We start from the raw sequence: 18857 nt of genomic DNA on the forward strand, positions 1-18857 counted from the left end.
GTGCGAGTAGGTGTCCTTGCGTACGAAGGTTGCCTCGCGGCCGAGATCTTCGTTTTCACCGACCTTCTCCTGATCGCCAATCGCGTCGCTGATGGAGCGCCCGCCGACCCCTTCGAGGTATCGGTCATCGCAGCGTCCGGCACGCCCGTCGTTGCGGCAGGTGGATTTTCGCTCGGCGTGCAGGAGGGGCATCACGACATCGATCACCTGGTTGTGCCGGGGTTCGAACTCGTGCCGTCCGAAGACCCTGCGACGCGTTTGTCGCTGTGGGACAGAGAAATCGAGTTCATCCGTGCGTGCGAGGCGCGCGGCGTTCGGGTGTCGTCGGTCTGCGTCGGCGCGTATCTGCTGGGCGAGGCGGGACTGCTCGACGGACGCCGATGTACGACGTCGTGGCTGTACGGTGCGGACCTCGCGAGTCGTTACCCCGGTGCGACGGTTCGAACCGACTCGTTGATCGTCCAGGACGACGGCGTCACCACCACTGCTGCGTTCACCGCCGCGCTCGACCTCGCAACAGCACTCGTGCGCGAGCATCTCGGCGACAAGATTGCGCGTACGACCGCAAGAATTACGCTGGCGCCCGAAAACCGAACCAGTCAAGCTCCGTACATCCTGGACTCGATGCTGCCCGCCAAACACACACAGTTTGCCGACGACGTCGGAAGGTGGCTGGTCGAACGGATGGCGGAACCTTACGACTTGGATCTGCTGTCGAGTGCTTTTCACCTCAGCACCCGAACCATGCTTCGGAAGTTCAAGGACGAGACCGGGGAATCGCCGCGCAGTTATCTGCAGCGTGCACGGATCCGAAAAGCGAAACGGTTGTTGGAATCGACCGACTGGCCTCTCGGAAAGATTCTGGGGCACATCGGCTATCAGGATCCTGGAACCTTCCGTCGCCTGTTCACCGACCGCGTCGGCATCAGCCCGGCCGACTACCGAAAGCGATTCCGCAACGGCGGCGCCGGATAGGTGCGAGGCGAGCCCGCCCGAAAACATGGCGAACCGCCCTCTTCTGTAGTCGATCCCGCGCCGAAAGACTGTGCAGAGGAATTGTTTCGACTACTGAGAGGGCTCACCGTGCCGAACCGGAGCATGACCGAAGACGATCCGCTCGAAGACTTCGACCGTCGAACGATCACCATCGACGCAGTGGCGAAGTCCGTGTACGTGGCCGGCACCGGTCCCGCAGTAATCGTCATGCCGGAGATGCCGGGCATCAGCCCGCATGTAGCGCGATTCGCCCGCTGGGTGCGCGACGCCGGTTTCACTGTCTTCGTTCCGTCACTGTTCGGGCACGACGGCGCGGTCCCCACAGTGAACGAGGGGCTGACGGTATTCAAGAGAGCCTGCGTCAGTGCAGAATTCCGCGCCCTCGCTGCCGATGAACCGAGTCCGGCGGTCCGTTGGCTGCGTTCACTCGCCGCTTCCGCCCATGAGGAGAGCGGCGGACCTGGCGTCGGCGTGATCGGAATGTGCTTCACCGGTAACTTCGCGTTGTCGATGATGCTCGAACCCTCGGTCATCGCGCCGGTTCTCGCCCAACCGTCGTTACCGCTCGATCGACCGGACGAAACCGACAGCGGGCCCGAAGAACTCGAAGCCGTGCGCTCGAGACTCGAGGCCGAAGACCTCACGGTGCTTGCATACCGCTTTCGAGGTGACTCGTTCTGCCGCGCACAACGATTCGCCGCCTATTCGAAGGCCTTGGGCGAGCGCTTCGTCGGGAAGGTACTACCCAACGAAGCGGCCAACGCGACAACGTCGCCGTTCTTCGAACACGTCATTGCCAATCCACACAGCGTGGTGACGGCTCATCTCGTCGACGAGGCGGGATCGCCCACCACCGTCGCACGAGACGAGATTCTGCAGTTCTTCCGGGAGCGATTGCTCGCGGAACGAACCAGCGATCAGTGAAGTTTCGTCATCCAGCCGTGGGTGTCGGCGAAGGTTCCGCGCTGGATACCCGTGAGGGTGTCGCGCAGTGCCATCGTCACCTCACCCGGCTCGCCGTCGGCGATGGTGAACTCGCCCTCGGCGGACTTGACGCGTCCGACGGGGGTGATGACTGCTGCTGTGCCGCAAGCGAAGACCTCGGTGATTTCACCGCTCTTGCACTTGGTGCGCCATTCGTCGGTGCTGATCTTGCGCTCCTCGACGGCGAAACCGGAATCGGCGGCAAGGGCGAGCAACGAGTTGCGCGTGATGCCTGGCAACAACGAACCGGACAGCGACGGCGTCACGAGGCGAGCGTCGGGGCCCGAGCCGAAGACGAAGAACAGGTTCATTCCACCCATTTCCTCGACGTACGTGCGCTCGATGGCGTCGAGCCAGACCACCTGGTCGCAACCCTCGTCGGCGGCTTGCGCCTGGGCGAGGAGTGAAGCGGCGTAGTTGCCGGCGAACTTGGCCGCGCCGGTACCACCGGGGGCCGCGCGAACGTATTCGGTGGACAGCCACACACTGACCGGCTTGACGCCGCGCGGGAAGTACGCACCGGCAGGCGAGGCGATCAGCAGGTAGCGGTACTCGTCGGCGGGACGGACACCGAGTCCGGCTTCGGTGGAGAACATGAACGGACGGAGGTAGAGCGCGTCCTCGCCACCGGCTGCGGGAACCCAGTCGAGATCGACGTCGATCAGTTCGGTGATGGAATCGATGAACATCTGCGACGGGAGCTCCGGCATGGCCAGACGGCGCGCAGATGCCGCGAAACGCTCGGCGTTGGCCTCGACGCGGAACGAGCTGATCTCGCCACCCGGCTGACGGTATGCCTTGAGGCCCTCGAAGATGGCCTGTCCGTAGTGCAAAACCATTGCGGCCGGATCGAGCTCGATGTTTCCGTACGGCAACACCTGGGCGTCGTGCCAGCCCTTGCCCGCGGTGTAGTCGATCGAGACCATGTGGTCGGTGAAGTGCCGCCCGAAGCCGGGCGCCGCCAAAATGTCACGGCGCTCGGCGTCGGACTTCGGGGACGAGCTCTGAACACGAACGAAATCGGCGGCACCTGTCATGGGCGCAATCCTATCGAACGTGAAAAAGCTCTCTACTTGGTGTTGGTCTCCACGAACGGAGGAGACACCACGACGCACCGAAGAGCACGACCACGGACGTCGACTTCGATCTCGTCGCCGGCCGAGACATTGGCACCGGAATCGAGGAGCGCCAACGCAATTCCCACTTTGAGCGAGGGCGAAAACGTCCCCGAGGTGGTCTCGCCGATTGCCTCGCCGTCACGCAGAACACCGAGGCCGGCACGAAGCACGCCGCGATCGAGAGCCTTGATCCCCCAGAGTTTGCGAGCCGGGCCGGCAGCCTTCTCGTCGGTCAAGGTCTCTTTGCCCCAGAATGTCGGCTTCTTCCAACCGATCGCCCATCCGCAGCGCGCTTCGAGCGGAGAAATCTCGAGCGAAAGCTCATGCCCGTGCAGCGGATACCCCATCTCGGTACGAAGAGTGTCACGGGCGCCGAGTCCGGCGGCCTGCCCACCCTCGGCGCGCACTGCCTCGAGAAGCGCGCGGAACAACGGCTCGCTGTCCTCCCACCGCGGCAGGAGTTCGTAGCCGACCTCACCGGTGTAACCGCTGCGGCACACACGAACAGGCACGCCGTTCCATTCCGCATCTTCGTACGCCATGTACTCGATCTCGGTGGGAAGTCCCAGAGCGGTCAGAACCGCCACCGATTTCGGACCCTGCACAGCCAGCACACCGTAGGCACGATGCTGATCCTCGACGGTGATTCCGTCCGGTGCGAGGGCGACCAGAGCCGCAACGACGTCCGCGGTATTGGCTGCGTTCGGGACGAGGAAGATTTCGTCGTCGCTGACGTAGTACGCAATGAGGTCGTCGATGACACCACCGGACTCGTTGCAGCACAACGTGTACTGAGCCTTACCCGGCCCGATCTTGTTCAAATCGTTGGTCAGTGCGGAGTTCACGAATTCCGCGGCGCCCGCGCCACGCACGACGGCCTTGCCGAGGTGACTGACGTCGAAGAGTCCGACATTCTCACGCACAGAGGTGTGTTCGGCCACGACGCCGGCGTACGAAACCGGCATCTGCCACCCCCCGAACGGCGCGAACGTCGCGCCGAGTTCGACGTGGACGGGGTGGATCGGGCCCTGCAACAGTTGTTCGTCGGTCATGGCCCACAACCTATCGGACTTCGCCGATCGAAACATGTCCGCAGCGAGAGCTCACCCGGCCGTGACGATCGCCCGTCCGCAAACTGCAAAGGGCCTAACATCGACTCAGGCATCCGCCAGAACCGGACGCATCGCACACTCACCTCACAGGAGACACCTTGAGCACTCGCACAGCCCGATCGTTGGGACCCGACCTCGTTCTCGCCGGCACAGTCGCCAAGCGCGCAGAGATACTGGTCGTCGGTCTGACGTCGGGTCCGGACGGCCCCGAAATCGCACTCAGCGAAGGCATCGTCGCCGAAGACGTACTCGCCGAGATCCTCGACAGCCTCATCGCCGTCGGCGCCACGGGCAAGCCCGAGCAGCTCACTCGTGTCCCGGCACCGAGCGAACTGTCGGTCACCAGCGTTCTCGCCGTCGGACTCGGCTCTGCCGACAAGCTCGGCAGCGAGCAGATCCGTAAGTCCGCCGGCGCCGCAGCTCGCTCGTTGTCCGGCATCGACACCGTCGCAACCACGCTCTCGATCCTCGACCTCGGTGCAGCCGCCGAGGGATTTGCGTTGGGCGCGTACAGCTTCACCGAATTCAAGTCGTCCATGACGGCTCCCGGTCCCGATTCGCAGCCACTGGCCCGCGTCGAACTGCTGGTGCCGTCGCCGCGCACGAAGGAGACCAAAGCGACGCTGGCACGGTCGGCTGCCATCGCCGAGGCCGTCGCCACCGCACGCGAGTTCGTCAACACTCCCCCGAGCCACCTCTACCCCGCCGAGTTCGCCGCGCGCGCGAAGGCACTGGGCGTCGAGGCCGGGCTCACCGTCCAGGTTCTCGACGAGAAGGCACTCGAGAAGGGTGGCTACGGCGGAATCATCGGCGTCGGCAAGGGCTCGTCACGCCAGCCGCGTCTCGTCCGCCTCGAATACGCGTCGAAGAAGCGTGGTGCCCGCAAGGTCGCACTGGTGGGTAAGGGCATCACCTTCGACACCGGCGGAATCTCCATCAAGCCCGCCGCCGGTATGGAGAACATGACCTCGGACATGGGCGGCGCCGCAGCCGTCATCTCCACCGTCGTGCTTGCCGCCAAGCTCGGCCTGCCCGTCAACGTCGTCGCATACGTACCGATGGCCGAGAACATGCCGTCCGCGACCGCCCAGCGTCCCGGCGACGTGCTGACCCAGTACGGCGGAATCACCATCGAGGTCGTCAACACCGACGCCGAGGGCCGTTTGATTCTTGCCGACGCGATGGTTCGCGCGGGTGAGGACAATCCCGACTACATGATCGACACCGCCACCCTCACCGGTGCGCAGATGGTCGCGCTCGGCAACCGCACCCCCGGAGTCATGGGCACCGACGAGTTCCGTGACCGCGTCGCCTCCATCTCGCAGAGCGTCGGCGAGAACGGCTGGGCCATGCCGCTGCCGGAGGAATTGCGCGGAGATCTCGACTCCAAGGTCGCCGACATGGCCAATGTCACCCCGCACCGCTGGGGCGGCATGCTGGTCGCAGCTCACTACCTCAAGGAATTCGTTCCCGAGGGTGTCCAGTGGGCGCACATCGACGTCGCGGGGCCGGCCTACAACACGTCAGGGCCGTGGGGTTACACCGGCAAGGGCGGTACCGGCGTTCCCGTTCGCACGATGATCTCGGTCCTGGAGGACATCGCGGTCAACGGCTGACCCCTTGCTGTGCGCCTTTATTAACCCCCCGCGGTTAATAAAGGCGCACAGCAGTTCAGGCGCCGTCGCGCAATTCCTGCTCTCGGGCCCGCTTGCGTTCGATTCGCTTACGTTCGTCGTGATCGCGCATACGCTGCGGATATCCCGTCTTGCGGACGTCGTAGACCGGGATCTTCAAGTCTTGTCCCAATTTGCGGGCGCCACGTTCGCCGCCGACACGACGACGAGTCCACTCCCCGTCCTTCGCAACCAGGACGACGGTCACCTCGGTCACCGTCGTCTGCGGTTCCACATAGGCTTCGACGCCTTCGTGCGAGTGCGCCCAATTCGCCAGATGATCCGCATCACTTTGCGCTGCGGCCTGAGCCGCACTCGGCGGACGCTTGAAACGATCGAACAGTCCCACGGTCGTACCCTCCTCGGTACCGACGCCGCGGATGCACCCCGGCGATATGTCAAGTTTGCCAGGCGATGTCCGTTGTGCCTGCGCACGACATACCGTTTGGTCCGCTTACGACGTTACAGCCGGACCCCCGACGCATACCTACTCGCCAGTAGCCGACACACCCGAAACGGACGGCATCCCCCTCATCGGACACGCCCGGCGTATCAATGGAAAGATGAACGACGGTGACGCCGCGCCCGCGCGTCGACATCGGCAAAATAGCTACAAGTAGCCGCACGTCGCGCGCCACTCGAGCACAATGCATTACGACCACAAGTCGACAAAATTCAACAACCCGAACACAACTGTCGAGGAGTCAAAAGACATGGCCTTCTCCGTCCAGATGCCAGCCCTAGGTGAGAGCGTCACCGAGGGAACTGTCACACGGTGGCTCAAGCAGGAAGGAGACACGGTCGAAGTCGACGAACCCTTGCTCGAAGTCTCCACGGACAAGGTCGACACCGAGATTCCGTCTCCCGTCGCCGGCGTCCTGACCAAGATCGTCGCGCAGGAAGACGACACCGTGGAAATCGGTGGCGAGCTCGCCCAGATCGGTGAAGCCGGCGAAGCCGCAGCACCCGCGGCAGAGGCACCCGCCCCCGCCGCCGAGGAAGCTCCCGCCGAGGAAGCGCCGGCTGCCGAAGCTCCCGCTGAAGAAGCTCCCGCTGCCGAGGCACCCGCCGCTTCGAGCGGTTCCGCTGAAGGTACCGCCGTGACGATGCCCGCCCTCGGCGAGTCCGTCACCGAAGGCACCGTCACCCGTTGGCTCAAGGCTGTCGGCGACGAGGTTGCCGTCGACGAGGCGCTGCTCGAAGTCTCGACCGACAAGGTCGACACAGAGATCCCGTCCCCCGTCGCCGGAATCCTGCTCGAGATCAATGCGCAGGAAGACGACACCGTCGAGATCGGTGGCCAGCTGGCCGTCGTCGGCTCCGGCGCACCCGCCGCGGCTCCGGCACCCAAGGCCGCTCCCGCAGCACCGGCCGCACCCCCTGCCCCCAAGGCTGAAGCACCGAAGGCTGAGGCACCCAAGGCCGAGGCACCCAAGCCTGCTGCCGCACCGGCCGCACCCGCTCCGAAGCCTGCTGCGGCTCCCGCACCGGCGGCCGCACCCGCAGCTTCCGGTGACAGCAGCCCGTACGTCACCCCGCTCGTGCGCAAGCTCGCCACGGACAACGGCGTCGACCTCGCGACCGTCACCGGCACCGGCGTCGGCGGCCGCATCCGCAAGCAGGATGTGCTCGCCGCTGCGGAGGCCAAGAAGGCTCCCGCCGCCGCTCCTGCTGCTGCAGCACCCGCGGCCGCACCGGCCGCCACCGCAGCCGCAGGCGTCCGACCCGAACTGGCACACCTGCGTGGAACCACGCAGAAGGCCAACCGTATTCGGCAGATCACGGCCACCAAGACACGTGAGTCGCTGCAGAACACCGCTCAGCTCACGCAGACCTTCGAGGTGGACGTCACCAAGATCGTCGCCCTGCGGGCCCGTGCCAAGGCCGGCTTCATCGAGCGCGAAGGCGTCAACCTGACGTTCCTTCCGTTCTTCGCCAAGGCAGTCGTCGAGGCGCTGAAGTCGCACCCGAACATCAACGCCAGCTACGACGAGGCTGCCAAGCAGATCACCTACTACGACGCTGAGCACCTCGGCATCGCAGTGGACACCGATCAGGGCTTGCTCTCCCCCGTCATCCACAACGCCGGCGATCTCGGCCTGGCCGGCTTGGCCCGCGCCATCGCCGACATCGCCAAGCGTGCACGCTCGGGTGGCCTGAAGCCGGATGAGCTCTCGGGTGGCACCTTCACCATCACCAACATCGGCAGCCAGGGCGCGCTGTTCGACACCCCGATCCTGGTACCGCCGCAGGCGGCCATGCTCGGAACCGGCGCGATCGTCAAGCGCCCGATGGTGGTCACCGACGAGAACGGCAACGAGTCCATCGGCGTTCGCTCGATGATCTACTTGCCGCTGACCTACGATCACCGTCTGGTCGACGGCGCCGACGCCGGCCGATTCCTCACCACTGTGAAGCAGCGGTTGGAAGAAGCCTCGTTCGAAGCTGATCTGGGCCTGTAAGCAACTGCTCGGCCGGCCGGGGCGTCATCTCCATCAGGAGGTGGCGCCCCGGCTTTTTCAGTACGGTCGGAGATATACGTTCGGATATCGAAGCACGCTGAATCGAAGGAGGCTTTCCGAATGCGAGTAGTCATCGCCGGCTCGTCCGGTTTGATCGGAACGGCCTTGGTGTCATCGTTGCGCTCCGACAACCACGACGTGGTGCGTCTGGTGCGACGCTCGACCGCCGGCCCCGACGAATCACGTTGGGACCCGGACCACGACCGTCTGGACCTCTCCGTCCTGCAGGGCGCCGACGCCGTCGTGAACCTCTGCGGCGTCGGCATCGGCGACAAACGGTGGTCGGGTTCCTACAAGCAAGCGATCCGTGACAGCCGCATCGTCGCGACCGACGTCTTGGCCGAAGCGGTCGCGAGTCAGAAGGTTCCCGTCCTCGCCAACGCGAGCGCCGTCGGCTATTACGGCGACACCGGCGACAAGATCGTCGACGAGGATTCGCCGGCAGGCACAGACTTTCTCGCCACGACGTGTCGCGATTGGGAACTTGCCACCGAACCGGCGCGTGCGGCGGGTGCCCGCGTCGTCAATCTGCGGTCCGGCGTCGTGATTTCACCTCATGGGGGCATGCTCGGTCGGCTTCGGCGCCTTTATTCGTTCGGCCTCGGCGGGCGACTGGGCAACGGTCGCCAGTACTTTCCGTGGATCTCACTCGAGGACGAGTGCGACGCGATCAAGTTCGCGCTCACGAATTCCGAACTCTCCGGTCCCGTCAACCTGACCGGTCCGGCCCCTGTCACCAATGCCCAGTTCAATGACGCCATGTCCCGTGCGGTCCACCGACCGGCTCCCTGGATCGTTCCCGGGTTCGCACTCGAAGCGTTGATCGGAGAATTCGCCAAGAGCGGCATCCTCGGTGGCCAGCGCGCCATTCCCGCAGCTTTGGAAAGGGCGGGATTCTCTTTCCGCCACAACACGATCGGCGAAGCGCTGGCGGCCGCACTCGGTTGATTCCGAAGTCGGGCGTAATCTCTACGTCCATGAGCAGCGCTGCCGTTTCCGCCCGGTTCTCGAAACTGCCGATCGCCGTCGAACAACTCGGTTCGATCGACTACAACGCCGCGTGGGACCGCCAGCGTGAGCTCGCGGCTGCGCGGGCGGACGACATCGGACCGGACACGCTACTGCTCCTCGAACACCCGCCGGTGTACACGGCAGGACGACGCACGGAACCCGAAGATCGACCCGTCGACGGCACGCCTGTCATCGACGTCGACCGCGGCGGGAAGATCACCTGGCACGGCCCCGGCCAGCTGGTGGGATATCCGATCGTGAAACTGGCGGAGCCCATCGACGTGGTGCGGTATGTCCGACGCATCGAGGAAGCACTGATCACGGTGTGCACGGACCTCGGCCTGAACTGCGGGCGCATCGACGGCCGCTCCGGCGTCTGGCTGCCCGCCGAACTCGCAAACGGGCAATGGAAGCCCGAGCGCAAGGTTTCAGCCATCGGCGTGCGCGTCCAACGGGGCGTGGCACTGCACGGCTTCTCCCTGAACTGCAATTCGGTCCTGACCGGGTTCGACAACATCATTCCCTGCGGCATCCGTGACGCCGGGGTCACGACGCTGTCGCAGGAACTCGGTCGCGACGTCACCGTGGACGAAGTCACTCCCGCTGTGACCGAGGCAGTGATCGCTGCTCTCGACGGAACCATGCCCGTCACCGAACGGAACGTCGAGCGCGTCACCTTCGAAAGCGCCTCGCCTACTCCGACTTTTACTACCGTTCAGTACAGCTGACGGGCTCGCCCGAACCCCGTTGCAGTAATCACCGGGCGTAGGATCACTGTCGTGACTATCGCCCCAGAAGGACGTAAGCTGCTCCGTCTCGAGATCCGAAACGCGGAGACGCCCATCGAACGCAAACCCAACTGGATCAAGACCCGAGCAAAGATGGGCCCCGAGTACACGGAGCTCAAGGGCCTGGTCAAGCGTGAAGGTTTGCACACCGTCTGCGAGGAAGCGGGCTGCCCCAACATCTACGAGTGCTGGGAAGACCGCGAAGCCACGTTCCTGATCGGCGGTGAGCAGTGCACACGCCGCTGCGACTTCTGCCAGATCGACACCGGCAAGCCCGAAGCCCTCGACCGCGACGAGCCCCGTCGCGTCGCGGAAAGCGTTCAGGCCATGGGCCTTCGATACTCCACGATCACCGGCGTCGCCCGCGACGACCTCCCCGACGGCGGCGCCTGGCTCTACGCCGAGACCGTCCGCAAGATCCACGAACTCAACCCGGGCACCGGCGTCGAGAACCTGGTTCCGGACTTCAACGGCAAGCCCGAACTGCTCGACGAGGTCTTCGCCTCACGCCCCGAGGTCCTCGCACACAACCTCGAGACCGTCCCCCGCATCTTCAAGCGGATCCGTCCGGCATTCCGGTACCAGCGCAGCCTCGACGTCATCACCGCAGCACGCGACTACGGACTGGTCACCAAGTCCAACCTGATCCTCGGAATGGGCGAAACCCCTGAAGAGGTCACCGAGGCGATGGCAGATCTCCACGCCGCCGGTTGCGACATCCTCACCATCACCCAGTACCTTCGACCCTCGCCCCGGCACCACCCCGTCGAGCGGTGGGTCAAGCCCGAGGAGTTCGTCGCACACTCGAAGGCTGCAGAAGAGATGGGCTTCGCCGGCGTCATGGCCGGTCCGTTGGTTCGCTCGTCGTACCGCGCCGGCCGCCTGTATGCGCAGGCCATGGCACATCACGGCCGTGAACTTCCCGAGGCGCAGCGTCATCTGACCGAGGGCGGCGACGCTTCCCAGGAAGCCAGCTCACTCATGGCGCGCCTGAATCGCTGATCCACTTTTTGCTGTGCGCCTTTATTAACCGCGGGCGGTTAGTAAAGGCGCACAGCAATGGACGTATCCTGGGTACATGGCGAACGGCAGCAAATCCGGTAAGGGCAAACCCACCAAAGAGGCAAAGGCTGCAGCGAAGGCTGCCCGCAAGCAGGCTTCCAAGGAACGTAGAACTCAGCTCTGGCAGGCATTCCAGATGCAGCGCAAGGACGACAAGCTCCTCCTGCCGCTGATGATCGGCACCCTCGTCGGTGCGGCTCTGGTCTTCTTCCTGGTCGGTCTCATCTGGGGCCTTCAGTGGTTCCTGCTGCCGATCGGCATCGTTCTCGGTCTCCTCGGCGCCTTCATCATCTTCGGTCGTCGCGTCCAGAAATCGGTGTACAAGAAGGCTGAAGGTCAGGCCGGTGCCGCTGCGTGGGCGCTCGACAACATGCAGGGTGCGTGGCGCGTCACGAATGCCGTCGCCGGCACTACCCAGCTCGATGCCGTTCACCGCGTCGTCGGACGGCCGGGTGTCATCCTCGTCGCCGAGGGTTCGCCGCAACGCGTCAAGGGCCTCCTCGCGCAGGAGAAGAAGAAGACTGCCCGCCTCATCGGCGACACCCCGATCTACGACATCATCATCGGAAACGACGAGGGCCAGGTTCCGCTCTCGCAGCTCCAGCGCTACTTGAACAAGTTGCCCCGCAACATCGACACCAAGCGCATGGACAACATCGAGGGTCGCCTCGCTGCACTGAGCGCACGCGGCGGCGGAGCAGCGCTTCCCAAGGGCCCGATGCCCGGAGGCGCGAAGATGAAGGGAATGCAGCGAACCATTCGTCGTCGCTGACACTCCCCCACAGCAAACGAAAGACCCGGGCCCATACGGACCCGGGTCTTTCTTCGTTCGAGAAGTTTGTGTCAGCGCGATTTCACGAGCAAAGTGCCGGTCGCGCGGTCCTGCATACCGCGACCGTCGATGTCGGTGATGGTCGCGGGAATCACGAACACAAGCAGTGCCTGACGTCCGAGCGCGCGCACGAAGCCCACTCGGATCGGGCCTTCGATACGCGCAACCTGAAGTCCGAGGACGAACTGCCCCGGGGTGAAGTTGAACAGAGCCACGGTGACGACACCGACGGCGAACCACACCATCAGCGTGACAGTCGAGGTCATACCGTCGAAGAAGTCGCCGGTGATGAGCGAGGCCACTCCCACAGCCATCACCCAATCCACCAACAGTGCCGCGATACGACGGCCCGAACCGACCAGCGAACCCGGACCCTCCTGAGGGAAACCGAGGAGCTCGCCACGGTACGACTGCTCACGGCCGTCCGCGCTCTTCGGCAAAGCTGCTTGCGGCCCAGAGAGCCAAGTTCCGGTGATACGTGCCATGCTGTCCAGGATAGGCGTCGCAGCACCGTAGTCCAGATTTGCCGGGTTTTAACTGTGTGGCCGGTCACATGGACTTCGGAAATCCCCAGGATGCTGCGACGCGTAACACTGCCGAAACAAAGGGTTGACGAGCGGGCAACACCAGCTCCCTACCGTCTGCCTCGACGGATTCAACCGACATCACTTGGCTGAAGCGACTTAAGGAGCACAAGCGTGGCGTTCACCACGGCCGAAGAGGTCATCAAGTACATCGCGGACGAGAACATCGAGTACGTCGACATTCGGTTCAGCGACCTGCCCGGCGTCCAGCAGCACTTCTCGATCCCGGCGTCTGCTTTCAACCAGGACGTGTTCGAGGACGGCCTCGCATTCGACGGATCTTCGGTCCGCGGATTCCAGTCGATCCACGAGTCCGACATGATGTTGCTTCCCGACGTCACCACGGCGCAGATCGACCCCTTCCGCAAGGCGAAGACCCTCAACATCAACTTCTTCGTGCACGACCCGTTCACCCGTGAGTCCTACAGCCGCGACCCGCGCAACGTTGCCCGCAAGGCCGAGGAGTACTTGGTCAGCACCGGCATCGCGGACACCGCATTCTTCGGCGCCGAGGCCGAGTTCTACATCTTCGACTCGGTTCGCTACGACTCCGGCATGAACTCCGCTTTCTACGAATTGGATTCCATCTCCGGTTCCTGGAACACCGGCGCAGAGACCAACGCCGACGGCTCCCCGAACCTCGGCTACAAGGTTCGCGCCAAGGGTGGCTACTTCCCCGTCGCTCCGTACGACCACTACGTGGACCTGCGCGACGAAATCTCCACCAACCTGACCAACGCAGGCTTCGAGCTCGAGCGCGGCCACCACGAGGTCGGCACCGGCGGACAGCAGGAGATCAACTACAAGTTCAACACGCTGCTCGCAGCTGCTGACGACCTGCAGCTGTTCAAGTACATCGTCAAGAACACCTGCTGGCAGCACGGCAAGTCCGCAACCTTCATGCCGAAGCCGCTCTTCGGTGACAACGGCTCGGGCATGCACGTCCACCAGTCCCTGTGGAAGGACGGCAAGCCCCTCTTCCACGACGAGTCCGGCTACGCAGGCCTCTCGGACATGGCTCGCCACTACATCGGCGGCATCCTGCACCACGCTCCGTCGCTGTTGGCCTTCACCAACCCGACGATCAACTCGTACCACCGTCTGGTGCCGGGCTACGAAGCCCCCATCAACCTCGTGTACAGCCAGCGCAACCGCTCGGCAGCTGTCCGTATCCCGATCACGGGGAACAACCCGAAGGCAAAGCGTCTCGAGTTCCGCGCACCCGACTCCTCGGGTAACCCGTACCTCAACTTCGCTGCACAGATGATGGCCGGCCTGGACGGCATCAAGAACAAGATCGAGCCGATGGCTCCGGTCGACAAGGACCTCTACGAGCTTCCCCCGGAGGAGGCTCGCAACATCCCGCAGGCTCCGACCAGCCTCGAGACGGTCATCAACCGCCTCGAAGCCGATCACGAGTACCTGACCGAGGGTGGCGTCTTCACCACCGACCTGATCGAGACCTGGATCTCGCTCAAGCGTGAGCAGGAAATCGCTCCGGTCAACCTGCGTCCGCACCCGTACGAGTTCGAGCTCTACTACGACGTGTGATCCGCATCCTGACGTAAGTCAGACCTGCGAGTACCGAGTCCACCCGTCCCGCTTCTGCGGGGCGGGTGGACTTGTTTCGGTCCGAGGGAAACCCCTCGGACAGATGATGACCGGCCTTCATACCGGACGCGGTCGAATCGCGGATCAGCCGCGGGCACGTTGACCGATGGCCGCATTGTTGACGATATGGGCGATTCGACCTGCCCGTGTTGCGTCTCGAGCGGCACTGACGATCCACCACAGCATCTGTTTGCGGGCGCTGGGCGGAAAACTGTCCCAGTTGCTTCGCGCTTGCGTGTCCAGGTCCAGCGCCGCCTGCAAGTCAGATGGTTCCTCGAGGTCTTCGACTTGGTCGAGAATCGTCCACCAACCAGTGGATTTCGCGGCAGCAATGGCACCACGACCAGCAGCGGTCATGAGGCCACGCGCCTCCATATCAGCTGCGCGTTCGCGGTTGAGTCGGGTCCAGGAACTCTTGCGTCTCCGCGGTGTGAACAGTTGCAAATTGCGCTCTTCGTCGAAGACGGTGTTGGTGGAATCGATCCACCCAAAGCAGATCGCTTCCTCAACGGCCTGAGGGTAGGGGCAGCGTGGTCGGCTGGTGGTGGTGCGCCAGGAGCACAACCACACTCCGCGGCCTGACGTGTGATTGTCCGTCAACCAAGTTCGCCACTGTTCGCGAGTCTCGGCGTGGATGATCGGGTAGTCGAACTTCCACGTCGGGGGGTGGACGGAAGCCGGCGGCGATGATTTCGAATCGGTCACTTACTCTCCAAGCCTAGAGGGAATCGGATACGTGTCTCGATAGACGAGGGGCCTGCGCAGGGAACACGTCCCCGCGGCAACTTGGACGTGAATGGTCTTGTCGCGCAATCCTCTTCTGACTGTCATGGTGGCGAGACCCTGAGGTGAAGGGCGAGCCGACTGACGGTGTCGGCAAGCTCGGTTGGTTCGATGACGACCACTGGGGCGGTGAGCGCAATGCGCGCAACCGTCATGGCGAGCCTGCCGAGATCTTCGCTGCGGATCTGGACAAGGCAGCGGTCCGCTGCCACCTCGATCGGTGTGTGGTCAATCCATCTGAGTACGCCCTCGAGGTCGGCGAACGTGGCTTCGATGGCAAGTTTTGCATCGTGGTGACGGGGTGGCGAGCCGACTGATCTCGCGACGAAGCCTGCCGCGTCACCGCCCGGGATCTCGCGTGGCGTGAAATGACTGCCTGCCAGCCAGGGCTCCGAGAGCCGGTCCAGTCGAAATGTTCGCCAATCCGAACGATGGTGGTCCCATGCTACGAGATACCAACGACGTCCCGCCGTGACAAGGCGGTGCGGCTCGACGAGCCGTCTGCTGCTCTCGCCATCACCTCGCCGGTAGTCGAAACGAACGTGCTCGTGGTCACGACATGCCGCAGCGAGCACACTGAGTGCTTCGGGATCGACGATGTCGTCATCTGCCCGCCGTATGGAACTGACGCTCGAATGCAATGCCGACACACGTCGGCGAAGTCGATGGGGCAGGAGTGTTTCGATCTTCGTCAGCGCGCGCAGCGACGTTTCTTCGATGCCGCCGATGGCGGCCTCGGCGGCGTAGCGCAGTCCGACGGCTACGGCCACGGACTCGTCATCGTCGAGGATCAGGGGCGGCACGTGCGCCCCCGTTGCAAGTCGGTAGCCCCCGTATTTTCCGGACGTGGAATCGACCGGATAGCCGAGGTCGCGTAGGCGATCGATGTCGCGACGTACCGTCCGCTGCGTGACATCGAGTCGTGCGGCAAGTTCGGCACAGTGCCAGAAGCGATGGGTCTGAAGGAGCGAGAGCAGTTGCAGTGCTCGGCCTGTGGGATCGTTCCGCATTTCTTCAGATTGCCAGCGATCTAGGACTTTATGTGTCCACGATGCTCCCTATCGTCGGAGCAACCGGTCGATCCAGACACGAGATCGGTACTCGACTCAAAGGAGCATCCGTGAATCCATCCGACTTCCCCAGGCCCGTCCTCATCCCAGTGAACGGCGTGGAACTTGAAGTCTTCGAAGCAGGGCGACACAATGCCGGGAAACCCATCGTGTTGTGTCACGGATGGCCAGAGCACGCCTATTCCTGGCGATACCAGGTGCCCGCCCTTGTCGAGGCGGGCTACCACGTCATCGTCCCGAACCAACGCGGCTACGGCAATTCGTCACGTCCGACCGAAGTGACGGACTATGACATCGAACATTTGGCGGGTGATCTCATCGCACTTCTCGATCACTACGGCTACGACGATGCCACCTTTGTCGGTCACGATTGGGGTGCCTTTGTCGTGTGGGGCCTTACCCTGTTGCACCCGGACCGGGTAAACAAAGTGATCAACCTGAGCCTGCCCTACCAGGATCGCGGAGAGCAGCCGTGGATTGAGTTCATGGAAGCCGTGCTTGGCGGTGATTTCTACTTCGTCCATTTCAATCGACAGCCGGGCGTCGCGGACGCGGTGTTCGAAGACAACACCTTCCGGTTCCTCCGCAACCTGTACCGGAAGAACGAACCCCTCAGGGAACCTCAGCCGGGTATGGCGCTGATCGATCTCGCCAAAGCAGAGACACCACTCGGTGAGCCCCTGATGAGCGATAGAGAATTGGCCGTTTTCGTCTCCGCCTTCGAATCGACAGGATTCACGGGCAGTGTGAACTGGTACAGGAACCTTGACCGCAACTGGCATCTGCTGGCGGAGGTGGACCCGATCATCCAACAGCCCACACTCATGATCTACGGCGACCGTGACGCGATCGCGAGAGCTGAGAACCTGACAGAGTTCGTGCCCAATGTGGAAGTAGTCAATCTCGATTGCGGTCACTGGATCCAACAAGAAAGACCCGAAGAGACCAACCAAGCGATCTTGAACTGGCTGCAGCGGCAGGATGCCACATAGTTTCAAGGCTAGGTGCGGTCTCAGTGAAAATGTCAGTCTCATTCAAGTCCAGTAGGGGGCTTGATCCTGACCGACCTTCTTCGAGATTTGGCGAGAGCGTCGGTAAACAAACCATGCACTCAACCCGACGATGGGCACAAGCCAAATCCCGACAGAGAAGGCGACAGCGCGCCACACACCGACTCGCCCGGACACAGAAACCACATCGGCCGTTCCGACAAGACACAGGGAAAGCCAAATCAAGGCGAGAATGAATCCGCCGCCGTACAGAAGAAAGAATGCTTCGAATCCGTCCATGCAGTCCATTCCACTGTCGGCGCAGTCATGAAGCCCAGCCGCACCGAGTAGGGAAATGTTCACGGTGGCGATGCTACGGGCCAGGGCGTCCCGAACTGCCGAACAAGCGGGCGGATTCGGCGATGCGAACGCCGCTCAGCCCGAACAGAGTAGAAGCCCCACCCCCGTGGGGAGGGCGGGGCTTCCTCTGGTCCGGCGCTCACGCACAGTGGGAGGGTGGTGGACATGCCGGACCGACGACACGGCAGGGAGTCAAGCTGCCGCGCCCAAGCGCTGACCTGAGGGAATGCGCCTGAGATCGTGGTTACGAGAACCATCAAACCAGACAAACTGGACGCATGTTCAGGAATCGCGAGATTCGACCCCCGCACGTCAGAAAGATCTCACTGCACCCGATAGGTTTCGCTGCGGCCAGGATCAACCAACCGCCGCATGATCTCGTACGCGCGGTCCGGATCCGTGTACGGCGGAATCATCATCAGAACGAGTTGACGACCATAGATGTCGTCGAGATACATCAAATCGTGGGGCTGGCCAGGGTACGGACCCCGCACTTCCAGTCCGTCGACCTCGTCGATACGACGCTGCGCGCTGCTGATCGTGTTCCAGTCGAACGCAACCCGCGCGATCGGCCCCAACCTCAGCGAAAGTGCGGATATCAGATCGTGAAGCTCCGCCGTGACGTTCGTGGTCCACGGGAACCACGCGCCGTCAACCGATGCCTTGACGGCACCTTGCCCACGAAGCAGGAATCGCGGAGTCCGCGTCGGCGACGGGAAAGGTTGCCCGACATGGCGCTGCGGCGCTTCCATTGCATAGTCGAGAGTGCTGATGTGCGCCATGACGAGGCTCCTTGACGGAGGATTCGTGGAACCGTCAGGCAGAGGTGCCCGGTCGTGGGTTCCATACCTTCAGACTACTCCGCTACGCAATCCCGACTACGCATCGACGGAAATGATCACGCCGGTGTCGCCGTACGGGAACGGACCATTACCGATGTGACCGAGGGTGTTGAAGAATTTCGAAATAGGCACCATCACACCGTATTTCGCTTTGACTTTGCTGCGGATCTCGTCGAATTCAGCTCCACCGCTCACCAACTGAGCGGTCCCGGTGACCGGCGACGCACCGTCGGCAACCTTTCCGCGGTTGTTGCACGGCACTACGGTGACGCGTGGGTTGTTTCGCAGCCGCTTGGCCTTACCCGATTTCGAGGAAGTCCAGAAGCCGATACGTCCGTCAGGCAGAGGCACGACCCACGTCGGCGTGGCTACGCCGTCACCGCTCTTACGGAATGTGGTGACCGAGATCGTCTTCTCTTCGCCCAGGGACATGAGACGAGCGTATGCCTCCACAACCTCCACGACCATGCACGCGAATGAATTTTCTCTACCCCAGGAGTTTCAAAACGGACAATTATTC

The 18857-nt window shown here is 63.2% G+C and carries 19 protein-coding genes; 10 read left to right on the forward strand and 9 right to left on the reverse strand.

Going from position 1 to position 18857, the window contains the following annotated elements; translation table 11 throughout:
* Nucleotides 1–975: a GlxA family transcriptional regulator gene (locus tag BH682_RS17010; protein ID WP_019748916.1), complete on the forward strand. Its 975-nt coding sequence runs from the start codon at nucleotides 1–3 to the stop codon at nucleotides 973–975.
* Nucleotides 976–1098: 123 nt separating this feature from the next.
* Nucleotides 1099–1920 (forward strand): dienelactone hydrolase family protein, encoded by an 822-nt coding sequence (locus BH682_RS17015; protein ID WP_083954683.1) that lies wholly within the window; start codon nucleotides 1099–1101, stop codon nucleotides 1918–1920.
* Here the strand turns inward: BH682_RS17015 and BH682_RS17020 are convergent.
* Both BH682_RS17020 and gcvT read right to left on the reverse strand, forming a co-directional pair.
* Nucleotides 1914–3017, reverse strand: coding sequence for a branched-chain amino acid aminotransferase (locus tag BH682_RS17020; protein ID WP_003941766.1), 1104 nt, complete (start codon nucleotides 3015–3017; stop codon nucleotides 1914–1916). The genes BH682_RS17015 and BH682_RS17020 overlap by 7 nt on opposite strands.
* A 32-nt stretch (nucleotides 3018–3049) precedes the next feature.
* Complete coding sequence (gene gcvT / locus BH682_RS17025) at nucleotides 3050–4150, reverse strand: glycine cleavage system aminomethyltransferase GcvT (protein WP_003941726.1); 1101 nt, start codon at nucleotides 4148–4150, stop codon at nucleotides 3050–3052.
* Between the two features lie 158 nt (nucleotides 4151–4308).
* Between gcvT and BH682_RS17030 the strand changes: the two genes are divergently transcribed.
* Nucleotides 4309–5826, forward strand: a complete 1518-nt coding sequence (locus tag BH682_RS17030) for a leucyl aminopeptidase (RefSeq protein WP_007730044.1) — start codon at nucleotides 4309–4311, stop codon at nucleotides 5824–5826.
* Nucleotides 5827–5881: 55 nt separating this feature from the next.
* Here BH682_RS17030 and BH682_RS17035 read toward each other — a convergent pair whose 3' ends face one another.
* Nucleotides 5882–6232, reverse strand: a complete 351-nt coding sequence (locus BH682_RS17035; RefSeq protein WP_003941713.1) for a hypothetical protein — start codon at nucleotides 6230–6232, stop codon at nucleotides 5882–5884.
* Nucleotides 6233–6596: 364 nt separating this feature from the next.
* On the opposite strand from BH682_RS17035, the gene sucB reads away from it, so the two are divergent.
* The 5 genes from sucB (at nucleotide 6597) to BH682_RS17060 (ending at nucleotide 12038) form a co-directional block, all read left to right on the forward strand.
* On the forward strand, nucleotides 6597–8345 hold the full coding sequence (sucB, locus tag BH682_RS17040) for a 2-oxoglutarate dehydrogenase, E2 component, dihydrolipoamide succinyltransferase (RefSeq protein WP_075835335.1): 1749 nt from the start codon (nucleotides 6597–6599) through the stop codon (nucleotides 8343–8345).
* Between the two features lie 120 nt (nucleotides 8346–8465).
* Entirely contained in the window at nucleotides 8466–9353 is an 888-nt protein-coding gene (locus tag BH682_RS17045) for a TIGR01777 family oxidoreductase (RefSeq protein ID WP_030537054.1), read from the forward strand.
* A gap of 29 nt (nucleotides 9354–9382) precedes the next feature.
* On the forward strand, nucleotides 9383–10144 hold the full coding sequence (gene lipB, locus BH682_RS17050) for a lipoyl(octanoyl) transferase LipB (protein WP_007730040.1): 762 nt from the start codon (nucleotides 9383–9385) through the stop codon (nucleotides 10142–10144).
* A 51-nt stretch (nucleotides 10145–10195) separates the two neighbouring features.
* Nucleotides 10196–11206, forward strand: coding sequence for a lipoyl synthase (gene lipA / locus BH682_RS17055; RefSeq protein WP_003941610.1), 1011 nt, complete (start codon nucleotides 10196–10198; stop codon nucleotides 11204–11206).
* Nucleotides 11207–11282: 76 nt separating this feature from the next.
* Nucleotides 11283–12038, forward strand: a complete 756-nt coding sequence (locus tag BH682_RS17060; protein WP_003941625.1) for a DUF4191 domain-containing protein — start codon at nucleotides 11283–11285, stop codon at nucleotides 12036–12038.
* Nucleotides 12039–12109: 71 nt separating this feature from the next.
* On the opposite strand, the gene BH682_RS17065 is transcribed toward BH682_RS17060, so the two are convergent.
* A complete protein-coding gene (locus tag BH682_RS17065) occupies nucleotides 12110–12583 on the reverse strand; it encodes an RDD family protein (RefSeq protein ID WP_003941579.1) in 474 nt (157 codons plus the stop codon).
* Nucleotides 12584–12796: 213 nt separating this feature from the next.
* Between BH682_RS17065 and glnA the strand changes: the two genes are divergently transcribed.
* The gene (glnA, locus tag BH682_RS17070) at nucleotides 12797–14233 is read left to right on the forward strand and encodes a type I glutamate--ammonia ligase (RefSeq protein ID WP_003941609.1); all 1437 of its coding nucleotides are present in this window, start codon (nucleotides 12797–12799) and stop codon (nucleotides 14231–14233) included.
* Between the two features lie 144 nt (nucleotides 14234–14377).
* Here glnA and BH682_RS17075 read toward each other — a convergent pair whose 3' ends face one another.
* Nucleotides 14378–14998, reverse strand: a complete 621-nt coding sequence (locus BH682_RS17075; protein WP_065456320.1) for a YdeI/OmpD-associated family protein — start codon at nucleotides 14996–14998, stop codon at nucleotides 14378–14380.
* 122 nt (nucleotides 14999–15120) lie between these two features.
* Nucleotides 15121–16086: a helix-turn-helix transcriptional regulator gene (locus BH682_RS17080; protein WP_075833455.1), complete on the reverse strand. Its 966-nt coding sequence runs from the start codon at nucleotides 16084–16086 to the stop codon at nucleotides 15121–15123.
* A gap of 110 nt (nucleotides 16087–16196) precedes the next feature.
* On the opposite strand from BH682_RS17080, the gene BH682_RS17085 reads away from it, so the two are divergent.
* Nucleotides 16197–17138: an alpha/beta fold hydrolase gene (locus BH682_RS17085; RefSeq protein WP_054826291.1), complete on the forward strand. Its 942-nt coding sequence runs from the start codon at nucleotides 16197–16199 to the stop codon at nucleotides 17136–17138.
* A 42-nt stretch (nucleotides 17139–17180) separates the two neighbouring features.
* Here BH682_RS17085 and BH682_RS17090 read toward each other — a convergent pair whose 3' ends face one another.
* The 3 genes from BH682_RS17090 to BH682_RS17100 all read right to left on the reverse strand — a co-directional run bounded on the left by BH682_RS17090 (nucleotide 17181) and on the right by BH682_RS17100 (nucleotide 18769).
* Nucleotides 17181–17498 (reverse strand): hypothetical protein, encoded by a 318-nt coding sequence (locus BH682_RS17090; protein WP_223304498.1) that lies wholly within the window; start codon nucleotides 17496–17498, stop codon nucleotides 17181–17183.
* Nucleotides 17499–17818: 320 nt separating this feature from the next.
* Nucleotides 17819–18277 carry a DUF5994 family protein gene (locus tag BH682_RS17095; protein WP_003941615.1) on the reverse strand — a complete coding sequence of 153 codons (459 nt, stop codon included), beginning with the start codon at nucleotides 18275–18277 and terminating at the stop codon, nucleotides 17819–17821.
* Between the two features lie 96 nt (nucleotides 18278–18373).
* Nucleotides 18374–18769: a PPOX class F420-dependent oxidoreductase gene (locus BH682_RS17100; protein WP_042445944.1), complete on the reverse strand. Its 396-nt coding sequence runs from the start codon at nucleotides 18767–18769 to the stop codon at nucleotides 18374–18376.
* Nucleotides 18770–18857: the final 88 nt, after the last annotated feature.

Source organism: Rhodococcus sp. YL-1, from assembly GCF_001942025.1.
Classification (GTDB): domain Bacteria; phylum Actinomycetota; class Actinomycetes; order Mycobacteriales; family Mycobacteriaceae; genus Rhodococcus_F; species Rhodococcus_F qingshengii.